Origin of the sequence: Burkholderia sp. Ac-20365 (genome assembly GCF_017104715.1) — a bacterium.
GTDB lineage: Bacteria > Pseudomonadota > Gammaproteobacteria > Burkholderiales > Burkholderiaceae > Paraburkholderia.
In genome coordinates this window covers 21,863-40,325 of the sequence record NZ_JAAGPI010000025.1, presented here as the reverse complement: position 1 = coordinate 40,325, position 18,463 = coordinate 21,863, and the positions used below count along the sequence as shown (strand labels likewise).

Here is an 18,463-nt window from a genome sequence, read left to right as displayed (position 1 = left end):
AAATGAATCTTAGGCTCGCACAACGATTACACCAATTCATCATCAAGCATTTCTGTGATGATTTTCACCAATGACTAAACGGAAGAAGACGCGTGGAATACGCTGAAATAAAGGGCCGATGCGCTAGCCAAGACACAAAATCAGCCGTCATCCTATGATTGACAGACAGGATGACTGGAGCCATCAAGATGAGCGCTGATTATCATTCGCCCGCGCGCCGCCTCGACCTCGACGACGTGCAGGCCTTCGTTCTGGTCGCCGACCTCAGCAGCTTCACGCGCGCGGCCGAAGTGCTCGACATCACGCAGTCTTCGATCAGCCTGAAGATGAAGCGGCTGGAAGAGCGCCTCGGCCGGCGCCTGCTCGAACGCACGCCGCGCCGCGTGCAGTTGCTGCCCGAAGGCGCGGCGTTTCTCGCGGCGGCCCGCGAGTTGCTGAGCGCGCACGACCGCGCGTTGAATCCCGTCGTGCAGGTGCAACGCAGCCTGCGGCTGGGCATCATCGATCACACGGCGGCGGACGGACTGATCCCGCTGATTGCGCGCATCTCGTCGCAGGATCCGACGCTGCGCGTCGAAGTGAAGATCGGTGCATCGAGCGAAATGCTCGCGGACTACGATTCCGGCGAACTCGACGCCGTGTTCGCGCGGCGCGACGCCACGCGCAGGGACGCGGAGAAGCTGTTCGTCGAGCATTGCGGCTGGTTTGCCGCGCCACAGTGGACGCACCATCCCGGCGAGCCGCTGCGCATCGCGTCGCTGTCGGCGCCCTGCGGCGTGCGCGCCAATGCGCTGAAAGCGCTCGACGAAGCCGGGATCAAGTGGACGGAAGTGTTCGTGGGCGGCGGCATCGGCACGGTGGGCGCTGCCGTGATGGCGGGTCTTGCCGTCGCGCCAATGACGCGGCGCGGGTGTCCGCCGCGTGCCGTCGATGTCGGCAGCCGGCTCGGCTTGCCGACGCTCGCGCCGATCGAAATCGCCGTCTATACGCGCGTGCGGGACGCCGGCATGCGGGAGACGATCCGCAGCCTCGGCGCGGCGCTGCGCACGACCAATGCGGCAGCGTAATGACGTCGATAGCGACGTCGAGCGCCTGCTTATTTCGACGCGGTGCGCCCGCCCTTGTCGATCCCGTCTGCATGCGGGCCGTGCGTCACGCATGCTTCGAGGGCAACGACGGCCTTTTTTGCAACGGCCATCGTTTCCTCACACACCTCGCGTTTCACTGAACTGGGGCAACCGCCGTTCGAGCTGACCTGATCGACGGCCGTGCGGGCCTTGCTGAGCGCCGCTTCCGGCGAGCCCGTATCGGCGATCAGCTTCGCAATATTGAACACGCTGCCGGACGGCAGCATCACGAAGTCCGGACAGGTGGACTCGGCGTGAGCCGCAGTGGCAAGCGCCATTGCAAGCGTCATTGGAACGAGCGTGGTGGCACGCGCAACGGAGCGGGAATGAATTGGCATGGCGGGCGACCTCCGAATGATCATCGACGCTAACGTCGGTTGAATCCGCGAGTCCGGGTCACCCATTCTTTTTCATTGACTGGCAGCGCCGCGCAGATCGCATGTGCATCACACGTTATAGCTGCGCATCCTTAAGGGCGACTTACACCCGCTGCACGCCCAGCTTTCTGTTTCGTCTAACGAGTTGCTCTGCATTCACGTGCAAGACTGACGCACCGCGCCGCGCATCAAAAGCGCGGATGGCATTCGAATGTGAGTTGCGCCTGGTGGCTTTCCAGCGCACGCACGCCTGTGGACGACTCCGACACGACGCTCGGCACTTCGCCGCGTTGCGCGCAAAAGTCGCTTGCGCTCTGCATGACGGCCTTGTGAGATCTCGCCCACGCGACACTGCCGCCCGCCGCCGACGCATGGAGCGTGTATTGCCCCGCATTGCCTGATTCGACAACCGGGCTGGAACTCGCACAGGCCTGCATCAGCACGGGCACCAGCACGAGCAACGGTAACCGCAGCGCGCCACGCGCTGTCACCCGCAGCCCGATCTGTTTGATCAGACCTGACAGGAAACGGCTCACTCCGGATAGGTTCACGATGACTCCACGCTGAATGCTCGCACCTGCACGTTGCGGTGCGCGACCATCGCGGAGTATGAACGGGCTGCGTCTCGCGATCAGCTAGCGAAGTTGCAACACAGTGTTCGTTCATTGCAACTTTCGCGTTTCAGCCTTGAGATGGCCCGACGCGTGTCCACTTACAGTGCTTCCTGACACAGCGACATCATTTTCTGCACCATCGTGCTCGCTTCGTTCAGTTCCATCTCGCTCGTAAAGAGTGCATTGACACTGGAAAGACGCACGGCGATGCCCGCGTTGAGCAGATCCTCGCTGGCGATCTTCAACGCGAACTGGCCGATCTTGACGCGGTCGAGCCAGTACATCTTCACATCGTTTTTGGCGAGCCAGCGGCGGCAGCATTCGACCACATGATCGACGCGCCATTCCTGCGTCAGCGCATACGAAGCCGCGGCGATGGCCACGAGGTAGCAGAGCAGCTCGGGACGCGCGCTGTCCGCGTCGTTGAATTCGGGTTTGAGCATGGGTTGTGGACCTCAATTCTGTTTGTCCAGTCTTCAATACATAGGTGCTGTTGCACTGAAAACAACCTGCGCGCACGGCCGGCGGATCCGCTTTCGCCGCTTGCCGCCGCACCCCGTTCTGCAGGGGTGATGCGAAAGTCTACCCCTTTTCGGACGCCCGCCGATTTGTGCATGCACACAGAGCGCAACCCCGAACATACAGCGCGATCAGCGCAGAGCCTGCCGTATGCCCAGCGCGACGATCACTGCGCCACACGCACGGTCGATCCATCTCTGCGCACGTCGATACGCGGCTGAAACAGACGCGTGCGACAGAAACAGCGCAACGGCTTCATACCAGCACGACGCAATCACGCCGACGGTGGCGAGCATCGCGAGAAAGGTCGGCGCCGACACATGCGCGGGCGCCGCCGTTGAAAACACCGCCGCATAAAACGCGATCGATTTCGGATTGGCGATATTGGTCGCAACGCCCTGCATGAACGCCGAACCAAATTTCGTCGATGCCGACGGCGTACGTGCGGCCAAAGGCCGCGAACCTGCCGACACAATCAGGCGCATACCGAACCACAGCAGATAGCCTGCGCCCGCGAGCTTCACGGCCAACGCGATCCACGGAAAGACCGCGAACACGATACCCACGCCGAGAATCGCGCAGGTGGCCCAGAAGAGGTTGACCACCACGATCCCCGCGACGAGCGCAAGCGCATCCGCGCGTCTGGCCGAAACCGACTTGTGCGCAACCGCGACGAAGTTCGGCCCGGGTATCACCACGCCGACTGCATAAACCGGGAAGACAGCCGCAACCGCAGAGAAATCGATCATGGAGCCTCGAAGATTATCGACGCAAGGTCGAACGACAAAAGACGGCCACTATGCCACAACGCAATCCGTCGCGAGCCTCATCTGCATTTCACCGCGTAACTCCGTTGTAAATCGCATTGCATGCGGATTACAAAGGAGAAATCGTTCCTTCGGGTTTGGTGTTCTCCCTAATAGCATCGGGTTCCTTACTAACCCATTGACTTCGATAAAAAGGGAATCCAATGAAGCGTGTTGTTCTGGCCGGCGCCGCAAGTCTTGTCGCTGCATCGCCCGCACTCGTGCATGCACAGAGTGCCGTGACGTTGTATGGACTCGTCGATGCGGGCATCACCTACACCAACAATCAGAAAGGCGCGAGCAACATCCAGCAGACGAGCGGCAAGCTGAGCGGCGGCCGTTGGGGCCTGCGCGGCGTAGAAGATCTCGGCGACGGACTGAAGACCGTCTTCACGCTCGAAAGCGGCTTCCGTCCGAACGACGGAACAGCGGGACAAGGCGGCCGCCTGTTCGGCCGGCAGGCCTTCGTGGGCGTGCAGAAAACAGGCATCGGCACGGTCACGCTCGGCCGGCAATACGAGCCTGTGACGGATATCGTCTCGCAGTACGCCGGCCCCGGCTTCTGGTCGCCATCGACGCATATCGGCGATAACGACAATCTGAACCAGACCTTCCGCATCAACAACGCCGTCAAGTTCCGCAGCGACACGATCGCGGGCTTCACCGTCGACGGCCTGTACGCGTTCAGCAATCAGGCGAACGGCAACAACGGCACGGGCTTCAGCAACAATCGCGCATGGGGCGTGGCGGCGAACTACACGAACGGTCCGTTCTCGATCGGCGGCGGCTATAACGTGCTGAATCATCCGAATGCGGCGTCGAACACGAGCGGCGCGATCGGCGGTGCATCGACCACGGCGGGCGACGACTACAGCGGTGCGTTCTTCTATGGACTGAATGGCGGCGTCGCGCGTCAGCAGATCGCAGCAGCAGGCACCAGCTATGCGCTGGGTGCCGCGACATTCGGTTTCGCATGGAGCCACACGCAACTCGACTACAACGATGGCTCGTCGCGCAAGTTCAACAACTATGATCTGAACGCGCGTTATCTGTTCACGCCCGCGTTGACGCTGATCGGCGTGTACACCTATACCGATGGCCGTGCGACCAATCTGCCCGGCACCAACGGCGCGAATCTGAAGCCGCGCTGGCACCAGTTCACGCTCGGCGTCGACTACGCGTTGTCCAAGCGCACCGATCTTTATCTCTCGGCTGCGTATCAGCTCGCAGCGGGCGATGCGTCGACACGAGTCGGCACGGGTTATCAGAAGATTGCCGCAATTGCCGATGCGGGCACGGCTTCATCGACGAACCGTCAGGTCGCCGTGTTTTCGGGTCTGCGCGTGAAGTTCTGATGGAAAGCGTCATTCGCTACAAAGGGCTGATCGTAGCGGGTGACGCGTGATCGAACGCATTGTGCGTTTGCTTTGCGCTGCATGACGCCGGACAGGCGTCATGCAGCCGTGAGATACGGCGCTTTACTTTAGCCCGCGGACTCCACTGCATCAGCGCGCCAGATGCGATGCGCGTACTGCGCCTCGTTGAACTCCGGCGCAACGTCGGCATTGATGCGGGCTTCGTGTGCAGCGAGATCGTCGATAAACAGATCTCGGCTGATGCGCCGGACCACGGCGGGAATATCGCGCTTCATGCTCGGCACGTCGCCGACGGGCAAGCCGAAGCTGACAAACGCGGCCGGATTGTAGATGTGAATATGCCTGAGCCAGGGCGCGGCACCCGGCGTCTTTTCCAGATATTCGAGCGCTTCGCCCAGATACGGATGCGCGCCCAGCGTATCGTCGCGTTCATGTGGTGCAGGTTCATGGCGATCGCGCCACAGCAGAACGTGATCCGCGATATCGGCCAGTTCGGCGCGCGCATTCAAATCGACTGCGTAACCCGTGCCCGCGATCACATGATCGAACGCGAACGTGTGGCCTGCTGCCTGAACCTCGATTCGCTGATCCACGGCATGTGCATGCTGCCATTCAGTGCCGAGGTGCAGGTAAAAATTGTCATGTCGCGTCACGCGCTCGATCGCATCGGGCGGCGGCGTCGAACCCGAGCGCCGGAAGCGCAATGCCTGCCGCCAGCGCACGGCATCGGGCAGCGCGGGATAGTTGTCGTACGCGCCGGGATACGCGCGCGAACGCGTAACAGGCACCGACGATATCGACGCACGCCGCACGAACAGATGCACATCGGCGGCGCCTGCTTCGAGCGCGGTCGCGGCGGCATCGAACGCCGACGCCGCGCCGCCGACCACCGCAAGCGACTTGCCGCGCAGCGCCGCGAAATCGATATCGTGCGATGTATGTGACAACCGCGTGGACGGCAACGCGGCCAATACATCGGGAATGAACGGCTTGCCGTTGCCCGCCACGCCATTGGCCAGAATGATCTTGCGCGTCGTTTCCACGACCTTCCACACGCGTTTGCCATCGTGGATCGACAGATGCAGGCGGAAATGGCCGTCAGCGGGTTCGATGCGCGTCAGCGTCGTGCCGTAGCGAATCGGAATCGACAGGAAATGCCGATACCACGCGAGATACGCGGCCCACTGCTCGCGCGGAATGCGTTCTATCTTCGCGTAAGCGTCGGCGCCATGCCGCGCTTCGTACCACGCCTGAAAGCTCAACGCGGGCAAGCCTGCTTCCGGCCCCGGCAATACCTTCGGCGTGCGCAGCCGCGTCATGCGCGCGCGCGTGAGCCAGACGCCGGCGAGGGACTCGTCGGGCGCACCGTCGATCACGCTCACCTTGCCGATACCCGCCCGCCGCAGCGCAAATGCAAACGCGGTGCCGCTCTGCCCGCCGCCGACGATCAACACGTTATGGTCGACATCCGGCCTGTCGGGCACCCAGTTGTCAGGATCGGGACCGATGAGGCGAAACGTATCCAGCGCGCCCTGATCCGGGTTCGTCGTTTGAGTCATGAAGTGCTCCACTGAAGTCGGTCAGGACGTCAAGGCTTCGCTCGCGTAGCGCGATACAGGCTGGCGCAAACCCAGGTTCGCGCGCAGCGTGCGCCCTTCGTATTCGCTGCGGAACAAGCCACGTCTGCGCAGTTCCGGCAGCACGAGCCGGATGAAATCGTCGAGACTGTTGGGCAGCAGCGCCGGCATCACGTTATAGCCGTCCGCGCCGTAATTGACGAAGCGCTCTTCGAGCGCGTCGACGATCTGCGCCGGCGTGCCGACCAGTTGCCAGTGTCCGCGCGCGCCCGCGATACGCAGATACAGTTCGCGGATGGTCAGGTTCTCGCGCCGCGCGAGTTCGAGCGTCAGCAACTGGCGGCTCTTGCTCGCGTTGGTTTCGGGCAGTTCCGGAATGGGTCCATCGAGCGGATAGCCGGACAGATCGAAGCCGCCCGTCACCGTCGATACGAGCGCGAGTCCCACGGCGGGATCGATGAGCGCCTGGAGCGCGTCGAACTTCTCGCGGGCTTCGCTTTCCGTGGCACCGACAATCGGCATCACGCCGGGCATGATCTTCAGATCGTCGGGCTCGCGGCCATAAGCGGCCATGCGGCCTTTGACGTCGGCATAGAACGCGACGGCATCGTCGAGACGTTGTTGCGCAGTGAAGATCACTTCCGCGGTGCGCGCGGCCAGCGCCTTGCCCGCTTCCGACGAACCCGCCTGCACGACAACCGGGCGCCCCTGCGGCGAACGCTCGACATTCAGCGGTCCGCGCACATTGAAGAACTCTCCGCGATGGTCGAGCACATGCCGTTTCGACGGGTCGAAATAGACGCCCGATGCCTTGTCGCGCACGAAGGCCTCTTCATCCCAGCTGTCCCACAGCCCTTCCACAACTTCGGCGAACTCGACCGCGCGCTCGTAACGCGTTGCGTGCGCGAGATGTTCGTCGAAGTTGAAGTTCTTCGCCTCGTGCGCACTCGACGACGTAACGAGATTCCAGCCCGCACGCCCGCCGCTGATGTGATCGAGCGACGCGAACTTGCGCGCGATGTGATACGGCTCGTTGAACGTCGTCGATGCCGTGCCGACCAGACCGATGCGCTCCGTCACGGCAGCGAGCGCCGACAGCAGCGTGAGCGGCTCGAACTGCGCAACATAGCTGTGCGCCGTGCGGCTCAGAAAATCGACGTTGTCGCCGCGCGTACCCGCGCCGTCCGCGAGAAAGATCAGATCGAATTTTGCGGCTTCGGCGGCTTGGGCAAGCTGCACGTAGTGACGAAAATTGCGCCCGGCGTCGACCGGCGAATCAGGATGACGCCATGCGGCAATATGATGCCCCGTCGGATACAGAAACGCGCCGAGGCGCAGGTGACCCTTGCGAGAACTCATGATCGTGATGAATGACGGCTCAGGTGGATGAACTCAGGCGCTCTTGCGCCACAACTGCGCGTTGTCGGGACGCGCGAGCCCGAGATGCTCGCGCAGCGTCGCGCCTTCGTACTCCGTGCGAAAGAGTCCGCGTTTTTGCAGGATCGGCACGACACCGTCCACAAAGTCAGTCAGGCCGCCCGGCAACGCGTCGGGCATCAGATTGAAGCCGTCGGCGGCGCCGCCGTTGAACCAGTATTCGATATCGTCGGCGATCTGCTCGGGCGTGCCGACGATCACCCGATGCCCCGTTCCGCCCGCCAGCGAACGGATCAGTGCACGCACCGTGTAGCCATGACGGCGGCCTTGCGCAATGGTCGCGTGAAAGAATGTGTGATTGCCGTTGCCGCCGCCCGGCAGTGCGAGGTCTTCGGGCAACGGCTCGTCAAGCTTCAACCGCTCGACGTCGATGCCCAAAGTGCCTGCCAGACGGTTCAGGCTGTAACGCCATGGAATCTGATCGACGAGTTCGTCGCGACGTCGCAGTGCGTCCGCTTCCGTCGCGCCGATGATGGTCGTCAGCCCGGGTAACACCTTCACGCCGGGACGGCCATACGCCGCTGCGCGCGTGTTGAGATCGCGCCGGTATGCCGCCGATTCCTCGAACGATTGCGACGCGGAAAACACCGCTTCCGCGTGACGCGCGGCCAGATCGCGGCCATCCGCCGAGCCGCCCGCCTGCACGACGACGGGATGCCCTTGCAGCGAGCGCGGCAGGTTCAATGGGCCTTGCACATCGAAGTGACGTCCGCGGTGCGCGACGGGATGCACCTTCGATACATCGACGAAACGGCCGCCCGCCTTGTCGCCGACGAACGCATCGTCTTCCCAGCTATCCCATAGCGCTTTCACGAGCGCGGTGAATTCGGCGGCACGCTCATAACGTTGCGCGTGGTCCGGCACGGCATCGCGGCCGAAGTTGCGCGCCGACGGCAGATCGGCCGTCGTCACGACGTTCCAGCCCGCGCGTCCGTTGCTGACATGATCGAGCGTCGCGAAACGCCGCGCGATGTTGTACGGCTCGTTATAGCTCGTCGAAGCCGTGCCGATCACGCCAATGTGAGTCGTCGCCGCTGCGACGCTCGCGAGCAGCACCGTCGGCTCCAGCGCGGTGATCGGACGGAAATCGATCTGGTCGACGATGGCCGCATTATCGGCGAGAAACACGGCGTCGAGCTTGCCCGCTTCGGCGATCTGCGCGACGCGCACGTAATGATTGACGTCGACGAAGGCGCGCGGGTCCGCGTCGGCCAGCCGCCATGCGGATGGCACGAAGCCCGAATGCAGGATGTTGACGTTCAGATGCAGGCGGCGCGGCGCTGCATGTGCCGCAGTACGGCTCATCGAAATTCTCCGTTGTGTCCGGTGCGCGCTGGCATGCGCGCTCATACAGCTTGCTGGCAGGCGTCAATGCACTTTTGGAAAGCCGTGGCGCTCGGCGAGCAGATCGAGAATGCGCCGCGTGTCGGTGACGAAGCGGCGCTCACCTAGTGTCTGCGCATCGGCGGGCGCGGGTTGGTCGTTGCCCAGCACGAGCACGGGCAGGCCTTGATGCGCGTCATCGAGCGCTGCAACGACAGCCTTGCGCGGACGCTCGAACGGCACGCGCCGCACATCGAGTCGCGCGACACGCGCCGGATCGCTCGCGAGCAATCCTTCGATAGGCGCGCCATCGGGACAGATGAAACGTTCGCCCGGATAGCGGGGATCGCTGAAACCGGGTTCGAGCAACAGAAGAAGATCACGGCTCATCGTGTAGGCACCTTGAACGTAACGCGAACATTGTCGGATGCGGCGCGCACGCGCCGCCACGAAGAAATCGGCACATCGATATGCGATCGCGCGCTATGCGTCGTCTGTCGCGATTGCGAATCACGCTAGAAAACACGGCCTTCCGTCAGATGCGTCGTCACGCCGTTCAATTCGTAATCGCCGATCACACGCGCCTTGTGCAGCAGCGGGTTGTGGCTGAAGATGGTGCGCAGGTTGCGCCAGTGACGGTCGAAGTTGTGCGCGCGCGAGGTCGCCGACGCACCGCCCGCCTCGAACATGCGCTCGGCTGCATGCAGCGCGAGCTTGCTGACGATCAGTTGCGTACGCGCCGTCGCAAGTGCGCCTTCGAGCACGAGCGCTTCCGCATCGGGCTCGCCGTTGCGGATCGCGAGCGACGAGCGTTCCAGTACGCGTGCGTTGTCGCGCACCAGCACGTCGATGCTGTGGCTATGCGCCGTCAGATCGCCGATCACCTGCTGGATGAACGCGTCTTCGCGCGCGGACGGCGCCGGGCTATGCAGCGCGGGACGGCCATGCAGCAACACATAGCGCTTTGCATCGGCGACCACGTTGCGCACGATCCCCGCGCCCACCGCGACGAGATGAAGCTGCCGCAGCGCGCCGCCGTGACGGCCGGCGAGCGTCGTCTGCACGCGCGGCGTGACTTCGTCCGCGCGCACCAGCAGGTTGTCGAACTCGAGGCTGCCGCTAGCCGTCATGCGCTGGCCCATGCCATCCCAGTCGTCGAGCACGCGAAAGCCTTCACGCTTGACAGGCACGATCGCGACCACGGCATTGCCGTTTTCGTCCTGCAGATTCAGGCGCGCGTAGTCGGAAAACGCCGTTCCCGTCGCGTAGTATTTGCTGCCGCTCAAGCGGTAGTGCTCGCCTTCGCGGCGCAGTTGCGTGGTGATTTCGCCGGGCCGCGACGTGCCCAGCTCCGTCGAAGCGCCGCCGAAAATCGCGCCATCGGCTACGCGTTCGATCTGCACTTCATTGAACGGCGTGCGCGCCGACAGCAGCAGCGCCTCGGTCTGATCGAAATGAATGCGCAGCGCGTGCGCGACGTTGCTTTCTTCGGCGCCAAGCGTCGCGATCACATGAAACACGTCTTCCAGCGAGCCGCCCAGGCCGCCCCATTCGACGGGCAGGCGCAGACGTCCAAGGCCGGATTGCCGGAACAGCGCGAAGCCGTCGAACGGCAATTCGCGCCGCGCCTCGCGCGATGCAGCGCCTTCGCCGATGGCGCGCGCAAGCGCGGGCAAGCCGGCGAGCGCCGTCTGGAGCCGCGCACGCGCGGCACGATTCGTGAGGTCTTGAGCGGGCATTGCGTGTTCCTTGTACTGGAGATGCCGGGCGTCGATATTCGTCGACAGACAGGCGAGCCAGTATAGGGACGCATCCGCGTGCAGATAACAACCGATTTGCGCTTACGTTATTCGCATGCGTGCAATGACGCGGCGCATGGCTTGCGTTGGTTTCCGCGCGGCGCTGCAAAATGGAAACTGGCGCGACAACGGACACAACGATCACAGGCATCGCATTTTCGGCAAGGCAACAGTGATGCGCACGCTGACGACGCTACGGGTATAGGATGGAAAGCATTAAACGATCAGTATCAGGAGGCGCCATGAAAGCGATCTGTCCGCTGCACGGGCCGACGACGATCATCCGCACGAACGCGTACGGATTTCCTGTTTACGCATGCTGCTGCGAAGACGTACCCTATACGACGCCACCCGACGCGTGTACGCGCGCGCCCACGCAGCAAGGTTCCGACCCGCGCCAGCAGCCTGAGCAACAGGAAACGAACAAGGAAGCGCGCTGACGATCGGTCGCGCGCGCTTAAGGCAGCCAGATCGCTGTGCAGTCGCCACTGAATGGCCACGAACGCACCTCGCGTCCGCCTGTTTCACTCGCAATTGCAGGCGGAAACCAGTCGATTCACAGCTCGCGCGCAGATCGCCCGCATCACCTCGGGATCGACAAACTCTTCCACGTACGCGGTATTCGCAATCAGCGTCCCATTGAAAACCGATACCGACACGTTCGGAAACTTCGTCGAGAACCCGCACGCATACTCGAAGCCCGTAACGCGCAGCCGCTGCATCGGCCAGTGAAAGCGGACTGCCTGCATGTCGGACATGTTGAGCGCGACGGGAGCCTGTCGCGTGCTGCCGAATGTCGTTGGGTAGTTCTCGTAGTCGTGAAAGATGAGGCCGTTGGTCACGCCCTCATGAATTTCCAGAAAGATATGCCGCGCGATGTCGAACAGCGGTTGATCGAGATCGGGCACGGGTGTGATGTGCCCCGTGATGGCTGTCAATACGAGCTCCGGCGATACATGCGGCTCGAGCCTGCGGCGCATGTCCACCGACGAGCGCATGAGAATCCGCCGCGAAGCGTCTTTGGTCACTTCGCCGATAGCCTGCGCGAACGCCGCGAGCAGCAGCGAATGCACGGAACAACCCTGAATGTGAGCCGCCGCGCTGACCTGTTGCATCTGTCGGGCACCGATGACGGTCCGTTCGAGACGATGCATGATGGGCCTGCCATCGTACGGTGCGCGCAGACGGATTTCGGTGAACGCGCCCGTAAAAGGAGCGCGATCGCCGATGTCGTCTTTCTCAAGCGACGCCAGGCTTCGGCGCACGGCTGTATCGACGGGAACCGGAAAGGGCTGCGCAGCCAGTCTCGGGATTTCCCCACGCACGAGGCAATCGCAGATATGAGCAAGACACGAATGCAGTTCCACCAGCGATGTCGCGTCCGTGACCGCATGCGAGCTGAGCATGAAGACATCGAGCGAGTCATCGCCGGCGATTACGTGGATCCGGTACACGGCTCTGCGCGTATCGAGTTCGGCATTCAACAGCGTCGCGTACAACGCTTCAGCGGAACAGGCTTCGGGAGACAACCAGGATTTCACCGCGGACGCATCATCCGTGCGCGCAACGAACTGCCCGTTCTCGACCACCGAGCGCAGAATGCCGTAGCGCGCTTCGAGATAGTCGACAGCGGTTTCGAACTGCTCCCTGCTCACCGCTCCCGCAATGGTGGTCCGGCTCACCACGAGCGTGCGCGTGCGGATATACGTCAACTCCGTCGCCGAGGCGTTGCGATAGATATGCCTTGCGGCGCGCGTTTGATCTCGTGACGGCCGTTCGCAAATCGTCGACATGGTCGGCTCCTGAAACACAGTCTGAAAATGACACGACAACGCGGCGAATCTGGCGACGGCGATGTTCGATGCCTGTCGCCAGCATTCGCCGCAACAGCTTTTACGAGTGCTGGAAGAGCGAAATCTTCTTCGCCTTGATCATCGAACGAACTTTCGACACGAACGGCGCCTGCGGGTCCTGCGTGCAGGCCTGGGCCACGGTTTCAGCGACGGGATGCGCGGTATCGACGACCATCGTGTCCGTTTCCTTCACGCCGAGCTTGTCGACGCCGGCGACCCAGTACACGAGCGCCGGGCGATACACCTCGTCCACCGACACATAGTCGGCACAGGTCATTTTCGCGGGAGAGACTTTCGTCGTCGTTTGCGCGCTGGCGGCTTGCGCAGCGGCGAGACAGACCAGGACCAACAGGATTTTTGCGGGCTTCATATATGACTCCATCAATTGAAAAAGGCAGACACGTCGCAGGTTTTGCGACCAGGGGCCGTTAACCGGCGTGTGTCAGCCGGTATGAATAGCATCGTAGAGACGCAGAATTAGCCCTGCATTACCGGCTGATCTGCTCGCGCTTCCGGCATCGCGCTATGCATTTGCTTGCGCAATCGTCCAGCCGAGTCCGCGCACATTGCGGATCAGCGATTGCCCGAACTTCTTGCGCATCGAATGGATCAGCACGTCGACTGCGTTGCTCTCCACTTCCCGTCCCCAGCCGTACAGCCGGTCTTCGAGCTGCCCGCGCGACAGGATCATGCCGGGCTTTTCGAGGAAGGCATGCATCAGCGCGAACTCGCGTGCCGACAGCGATGACGCAACGCCATGGCGATTCAGCGTGCGTTTCTCCAGGTCCAGATTCAGCGATGCATCGCCGATCGCGGAAGTCGCGTAACCCGCCCTGCGGCGCAGCACGGCGCGGATGCGGGCGAGCAGTTCGCGCACGTCGAGCGGTTTGAGCACGCAGTCGTCCGCGCCGCTTTCGAGACCGCACACGCGCGCGTCCAGATCGTCTGGCGCGCTGAGAATCAGCACAGGCACGCTGTTGCCCGCGGCGCGCAGCGCGCGGAGCACGGCGAGACCCGTCGTGTCGGGAAGACCGAGGTCGAGCAGCACAATGGCGTAATACGCTGCGTCGATTGCGCTTCGCCCCGCTCTGCCGTCGCGCACCCAGTCGACGTTGAACTCCGCGGTCTTCAACGCGCGGCACAAATCCTTTCCGGCCTGTGTATCGTCTTCGATCAATAACGCACGCATGATGTCCTACCGTCCGTTCGAGTGTTTGCCCAATACGACCTCGCCGGCAAAGCCGCGTCTCGCGCGATAGCTGCACGCGCCGGACAATCCGGCAAGTGCAGCAACCGCAACGACGCGAGCGATCGTGAACAGATTTGAAGGTGTCGAGAAGTCTTTCATTTGCAGCATGGCCCCTGGCAAACCGGCGATCGCGACAATGCAACGGACAGGCACAGGCTTGCCGGCTTGCGAGCGACGCGCGGATACATGAAGAATGAGCAGACGGCGGACAAGCGGGTCTGGAATATCGGTGCGCAGCCAGCCGTCAGAACGCCGTGGCCCGTCGCGGCGCTATCCCGTCAGCAAGACGTGCGGGACAGAGCTGGAGCGTGTATTCCCGCCGGAAGTACGTTCCGTGCGGCGGGCCCCTACCAATTTGGCGTGGGGTGAATTGTGTAGAATGAGCCCGGGAATTCCATCCCCCGAACAGGGTATGAAACGCTTCGTTTTGCCGGTCGGAGAGTCATGTGGCCAGGTCCGACGTGTCAGACGTGATCGATCTCATCTATGCCGCCGCCCTGGGCGAAGACGCGGCATGGTCGGACCTTGCACCGCAGCTATGCACGATGTTTCGCGCGCAACGGGTTTCGCTGGGGGCGCCTGACCGCTCCGGCGTAATCCGCTACATGCTCGGCGGCGATAACGAATACGCCCATGCGTACGCCTCCTACTACCACCGTGTCGATCCCTACCGGCAACGGGCCGAAAAAATCTTCCGCAGCCTGAATGGCGCCACGCTGCATGCCGTGATCGGCGAGCACATCGTGCCCGACAAGATGTTGCTGAATTCCGAGTTCTACTGTGATTTCGCGCGCGCGGCCGGGTTTCGCCACCTGCTGGGCGGCATGCTCGGCGTGCGCGCGGCCACGCCGATCGGCTTGCAGCGCGACGCGCAGGCGGGACCATTCGACGAAGACGATCAACGCCTGCTGCTGATGCTGCCGCCGCACCTGCAGCGCGCGCTGCAACTGGACGAGCGTCTTGCCATCGCGAACCGCACGGAGCTTGGCACGGGCGCGCTCGACATGCTGGCGATCAGCGTGGTGATCGTCGATGGCGCGATGCGCGTGCTGCATGCCAACGCAGCGGCCAACAGGCTGATGGACGGCGGCCGCTGCGGCCTCGCGATGGCGCAGGCCGGACCGTATCCCGGCATTGGCGGAGTCACGCTTCACGCGCGGCATCCCGACGATCATTCGACGCTGGGCAAGCTGATCGCATCGGTCGCAATGGGGGGCGCGGGCGGCGCGCTCAGATTGCGCAATACACGCGACGAGCCTGCGCAGCATGCATCGCTTGCGGTGCTGGTTTCTCCCGCGGTCAGCCAGTTTCTATCGGACATGCGCGACGCGTGCCATGTGTTTCGCGGCGCGGCGACGGTGGTCATACGTCAGTTGAACCACGCGTTGCGGCCGCCTCCGGGCCTGATGAGCGAACTGTATGGCCTCACGAAAGCCGAGGCCGATGTGGCATTGCGCTTTAGCGGCGGCGCGACGGTCGAGGATGTGGCGCGAGTCAGGCAGGTATCGCTCGAAACGGTTCGCACGCAGGTGAAGACCATTCTGCGCAAGACGAACGCCGCGAGCCTTCGTGATCTGGAGCGGATCATCGCGATCAGTTCGGCGTTGTTGCCGGCCGAGTCCTGATTGGCGGGCTGCTCGCCGTGCGTCATTCGCTGCTAATTCTTTCCTTGTACTGTGCGACTGAAAATCGTGATTCAAGGAGATTTCATGAGCGCACTGACGGATGAACGGATCTGCACGCTGAGCGAGATCGCGGCTGATTGCTTTGATGTCGATATGCTGGATGCTGATGCGCCTGAGCGGCGCGTGCTGGTTGCGCCGGCTGATATCGTTCGGGCGCTGGAGAGTGCCTATGATATGGGGCTTGTGGCTGGGTATCAGTTGATGCGGGCGGGGGCGGGTAGGTGTTGATTTTTGCTGAAGGCTCAGGGGTTTTGGTGTCTTGCGACGCTGGGTCGGTTTGCTTTTGTTTTTGCTGGCATCCGCGTTTTGTCTTGCCTGCTTCAGGCGTTGCCCCTGTGCGGGGCGGCACTTACTTTCTTTGCCGCCGCAAAGAAAGTAAGCAAAGAAAGCGGGCTAACACCGCCCGTTCTTAACCACCGCCTGAGGGCCCCCAACCGGTCCTCCGCTTCACACGGCAACCGGCTATTTGATTCCCGTTGCCAGCGCCTTGAAACGGCGCCTCACCCGCTTCACACTCCCGCGTCGCTTCACGCGCGATCAAATCTCCCACGTTCTATAGCGGCAAACTGTGTGTTGGCTGTCGCGCCGCACACGCATCACTCCGGACTGAAAAGCACGATCGGTGTCGTAGGAGCGCTGAGGTGTGGAGCACTACGACTTACACACAGTTTGCCACCTGGGCGGCGGTAACCATTTGCTGCCGTTTGCTACGTTACGGGTACTTGAAGCGGGTGAGGCACGCGTTTGGAGCGCTGGCAACGGACGGCGACTGAGAAGTTGCCGTTTGAAGCGGAGGAACTGTTGGGGGCCCTCAGGCGGTGGTCAAGAGCGGGCGGTGTTAGCCCGCTTTCTTTGCTTACTTTCTTTGCGGCGGCAAAGAAAGTAAGTGCCGCCCCGCACAGGGGCAACGTGTGAAGCACGAAGGCTCATCGCGGATGCCAGCGCAAACCCAGGCAAACCAAACGCAGATGCCAGCGCACAACAACAGCAAAACCAAAACCAAAACCAAAACCAACCCCTACACTGCAACACACACCAACCCCACCCGCCTGCGACCAACATCCACTTCATCAAAAAGCATACGCTCAACGGCCCCCCTATCCACCTTCCCCTGCTCAGTAAGCGGTACGAAATCAGCCTCATTCAACCTGACCGCGTCAGCAACCAACTCTCCAAAAGCCATTCTCAACGCCCGTTCGCACCGCGAAACATCCACATGCCGCCCGCCCCAGGGCTCAACAACTGCATTCCATGCATGCTCGCCATCCGCAGCACTGGCGGCAAACGCCACCGCATAGCGCACATCCGGTAATCTGCACAGCACATCTTCGATATGCACCGGCCCAATGATCCGTTGATTGATCTCAGCAACATCGGACTCGCGGCCAATCACATGAAGATAACCCTCATCGTCGATCAGACCGATATCCCCCGTCAGGCACCAGCCTTCCTTGAACTTCAGCGCGCCTTCCTTCGCCTGATTCCGGTATCCCTGCGCAACAGCAGGCGATCTGACTTCGATGCTGCCCGGCTGTCCCTTCTCCGCCAGCGTGCCGTCGACGCAACGCAAACGCACTTCGACGCCCGACCGGATGCGCCCCGCGCTATCAAGATGCGCCGGACTCGAAGCGTACTCGACAGGCGGCAGCACACTGACGAGCCCCGCCTCGCTCGCGCCATACATGTGCGCGAGAACCGGGCCGAAGCGCTCGGCCGCCCGTTGCCGCAACACGGCCGGCGCCGAACCGCCGACATGCGCAATCGTACGCAGTGACGTCAGATTGCGTCGCTTCACGTCAGGGTGATCCATCATTTCGAAGAGTTGCGGCTCGACGAGAAACAGGTCGGTGATCCGTTCGGACTCGATGGCGGCCAGCGTGGCAGGCGCGTTGTATTCGGGTTCCAGCACCACTGTGCCGCCACTCATCAAGGTCGTGTCGACGAGCACCTGCGACAGATACGCAAGCGGACCATTGATCAACTGACGACGACGCTCGTCACGCGTTGCCGTCACCATCGACGAGTATGCCGCAAACGAACGGCGGCTCGCTTTCGGCACGCCCGTCGTCCCGCCCGATGAAACGATCACCGCGAGTTCGAACGGCATCGCGCGACTTTCGAGCGGTTGGTCCGATTGCACATTCGCGAACCGGTCCAGATGTACCCATGCACTCTCGTAGCCCACCGAGACAATGCGCACATCGACCGCATCGTGCACGAGATGCGCGGTCTCCGGAAAGACGACAAGCAGCGTCGGATTGATCCGCGCGAGCAAGGTCGCGCGACGCTCGGCACTCGCGAGCGCAGGCAGGAACATCGTCGCCGCGCCAAGCAGGTTCGCCGCATAGCGGACCACCAGCGCGTCGGGGCGATTCGGCGCGTGCAGCGCGACAATCGCGCCGCGACCGATGCCAAGCGCGCTGAGCGCACGTGCATAGCGGTAAATCGCATTGCGCAACAGACTCCCGCTCAGGTCAGTTCCCTGATAGCGGATGACGGGTTCGCTGGCGCGCGTGCGCAACTCTTCGAGCAACGTGTCGATGTACGGGCGACAGACTGCTTTTGCATGCTCTTCCATGGGCTCCTCCTGCGTTGTGAGCGAGCCCGATCCCAATGGACGCCCAGATGAGCGTCCCGCATCCGGGCTCTGTTGCCCATATCTTGCGTGCCGAGAATGAGACAGGAATTAGAGCGTCACGGCCCACGCCCCGACTGAACAGG

The 18,463-nt window shown here is 62.5% G+C and carries 18 protein-coding genes; 5 read left to right on the top strand and 13 right to left on the bottom strand.

All coding sequences use genetic code 11. The annotated features are described in order from the left end of the window. The first annotated feature begins 188 nt into the window (after positions 1–188). Complete coding sequence (locus G3O01_RS30890) at positions 189–1,067, top strand: LysR family transcriptional regulator (protein ID WP_205810682.1); 879 nt, start codon at positions 189–191, stop codon at positions 1,065–1,067. 29 nt (positions 1,068–1,096) lie between these two features. Here the strand turns inward: G3O01_RS30890 and G3O01_RS30885 are convergent, their stop codons facing one another. From G3O01_RS30885 to G3O01_RS30870, 4 genes are all read right to left on the bottom strand, one after another. Further along, positions 1,097–1,465, bottom strand: a complete 369-nt coding sequence (locus tag G3O01_RS30885; protein WP_205810673.1) for a hypothetical protein — start codon at positions 1,463–1,465, stop codon at positions 1,097–1,099. A gap of 227 nt (positions 1,466–1,692) precedes the next feature. After that, positions 1,693–2,055 (bottom strand): hypothetical protein, encoded by a 363-nt coding sequence (locus tag G3O01_RS30880; protein ID WP_346779230.1) that lies wholly within the window; start codon positions 2,053–2,055, stop codon positions 1,693–1,695. Between the two features lie 161 nt (positions 2,056–2,216). After that, on the bottom strand, positions 2,217–2,561 hold the full coding sequence (locus G3O01_RS30875) for a hypothetical protein (protein WP_205810671.1): 345 nt from the start codon (positions 2,559–2,561) through the stop codon (positions 2,217–2,219). Between the two features lie 207 nt (positions 2,562–2,768). Next, the gene (locus tag G3O01_RS30870; protein ID WP_205810669.1) at positions 2,769–3,386 is read right to left on the bottom strand and encodes a LysE family translocator; all 618 of its coding nucleotides are present in this window, start codon (positions 3,384–3,386) and stop codon (positions 2,769–2,771) included. Between the two features lie 221 nt (positions 3,387–3,607). Here G3O01_RS30870 and G3O01_RS30865 point away from each other — a divergent pair, with 221 nt between their 5' ends. Further along, entirely contained in the window at positions 3,608–4,798 is a 1,191-nt protein-coding gene (locus G3O01_RS30865; RefSeq protein ID WP_205810668.1) for a porin, read from the top strand. A 128-nt stretch (positions 4,799–4,926) separates the two neighbouring features. On the opposite strand, the gene G3O01_RS30860 is transcribed toward G3O01_RS30865, so the two are convergent. The 5 genes from G3O01_RS30860 to G3O01_RS30840 all read right to left on the bottom strand — a co-directional run bounded on the left by G3O01_RS30860 (position 4,927) and on the right by G3O01_RS30840 (position 10,895). After that, on the bottom strand, positions 4,927–6,378 hold the full coding sequence (locus G3O01_RS30860) for an NAD(P)/FAD-dependent oxidoreductase (RefSeq protein WP_205810666.1): 1,452 nt from the start codon (positions 6,376–6,378) through the stop codon (positions 4,927–4,929). A 21-nt stretch (positions 6,379–6,399) separates the two neighbouring features. Then, positions 6,400–7,755: an LLM class flavin-dependent oxidoreductase gene (locus G3O01_RS30855; protein ID WP_205810664.1), complete on the bottom strand. Its 1,356-nt coding sequence runs from the start codon at positions 7,753–7,755 to the stop codon at positions 6,400–6,402. Positions 7,756–7,788: 33 nt separating this feature from the next. Beyond that, on the bottom strand, positions 7,789–9,138 hold the full coding sequence (locus G3O01_RS30850) for an LLM class flavin-dependent oxidoreductase (RefSeq protein ID WP_205810662.1): 1,350 nt from the start codon (positions 9,136–9,138) through the stop codon (positions 7,789–7,791). A gap of 63 nt (positions 9,139–9,201) precedes the next feature. Further along, entirely contained in the window at positions 9,202–9,546 is a 345-nt protein-coding gene (locus tag G3O01_RS30845; protein ID WP_205810661.1) for a DUF3088 domain-containing protein, read from the bottom strand. Between the two features lie 125 nt (positions 9,547–9,671). Beyond that, on the bottom strand, positions 9,672–10,895 hold the full coding sequence (locus tag G3O01_RS30840; RefSeq protein WP_205810659.1) for an acyl-CoA dehydrogenase family protein: 1,224 nt from the start codon (positions 10,893–10,895) through the stop codon (positions 9,672–9,674). 302 nt (positions 10,896–11,197) lie between these two features. Between G3O01_RS30840 and G3O01_RS30835 the strand changes: the two genes are divergently transcribed. Then, the gene (locus tag G3O01_RS30835) at positions 11,198–11,395 is read left to right on the top strand and encodes a hypothetical protein (protein ID WP_205810657.1); all 198 of its coding nucleotides are present in this window, start codon (positions 11,198–11,200) and stop codon (positions 11,393–11,395) included. An 84-nt stretch (positions 11,396–11,479) separates the two neighbouring features. Here G3O01_RS30835 and G3O01_RS30830 read toward each other — a convergent pair whose 3' ends face one another. From G3O01_RS30830 to G3O01_RS30820, 3 genes are all read right to left on the bottom strand, one after another. Then, positions 11,480–12,748 (bottom strand): hypothetical protein, encoded by a 1,269-nt coding sequence (locus tag G3O01_RS30830; RefSeq protein WP_205810655.1) that lies wholly within the window; start codon positions 12,746–12,748, stop codon positions 11,480–11,482. Between the two features lie 100 nt (positions 12,749–12,848). Then, positions 12,849–13,178 carry an HdeA/HdeB family chaperone gene (locus G3O01_RS30825; RefSeq protein WP_205810653.1) on the bottom strand — a complete coding sequence of 110 codons (330 nt, stop codon included), beginning with the start codon at positions 13,176–13,178 and terminating at the stop codon, positions 12,849–12,851. A 153-nt stretch (positions 13,179–13,331) separates the two neighbouring features. Beyond that, positions 13,332–13,997: a response regulator transcription factor gene (locus tag G3O01_RS30820; protein WP_205810651.1), complete on the bottom strand. Its 666-nt coding sequence runs from the start codon at positions 13,995–13,997 to the stop codon at positions 13,332–13,334. 506 nt (positions 13,998–14,503) lie between these two features. On the opposite strand from G3O01_RS30820, the gene G3O01_RS30815 reads away from it, so the two are divergent. Then, entirely contained in the window at positions 14,504–15,682 is a 1,179-nt protein-coding gene (locus G3O01_RS30815) for a response regulator transcription factor (RefSeq protein WP_205810649.1), read from the top strand. Between the two features lie 84 nt (positions 15,683–15,766). Continuing rightward, positions 15,767–15,970 carry a hypothetical protein gene (locus G3O01_RS30810; RefSeq protein WP_205810647.1) on the top strand — a complete coding sequence of 68 codons (204 nt, stop codon included), beginning with the start codon at positions 15,767–15,769 and terminating at the stop codon, positions 15,968–15,970. 790 nt (positions 15,971–16,760) lie between these two features. Here the strand turns inward: G3O01_RS30810 and G3O01_RS30805 are convergent. Then, positions 16,761–18,320, bottom strand: coding sequence for an AMP-binding protein (locus G3O01_RS30805; protein WP_205810645.1), 1,560 nt, complete (start codon positions 18,318–18,320; stop codon positions 16,761–16,763). Positions 18,321–18,463 lie beyond the last annotated feature (143 nt).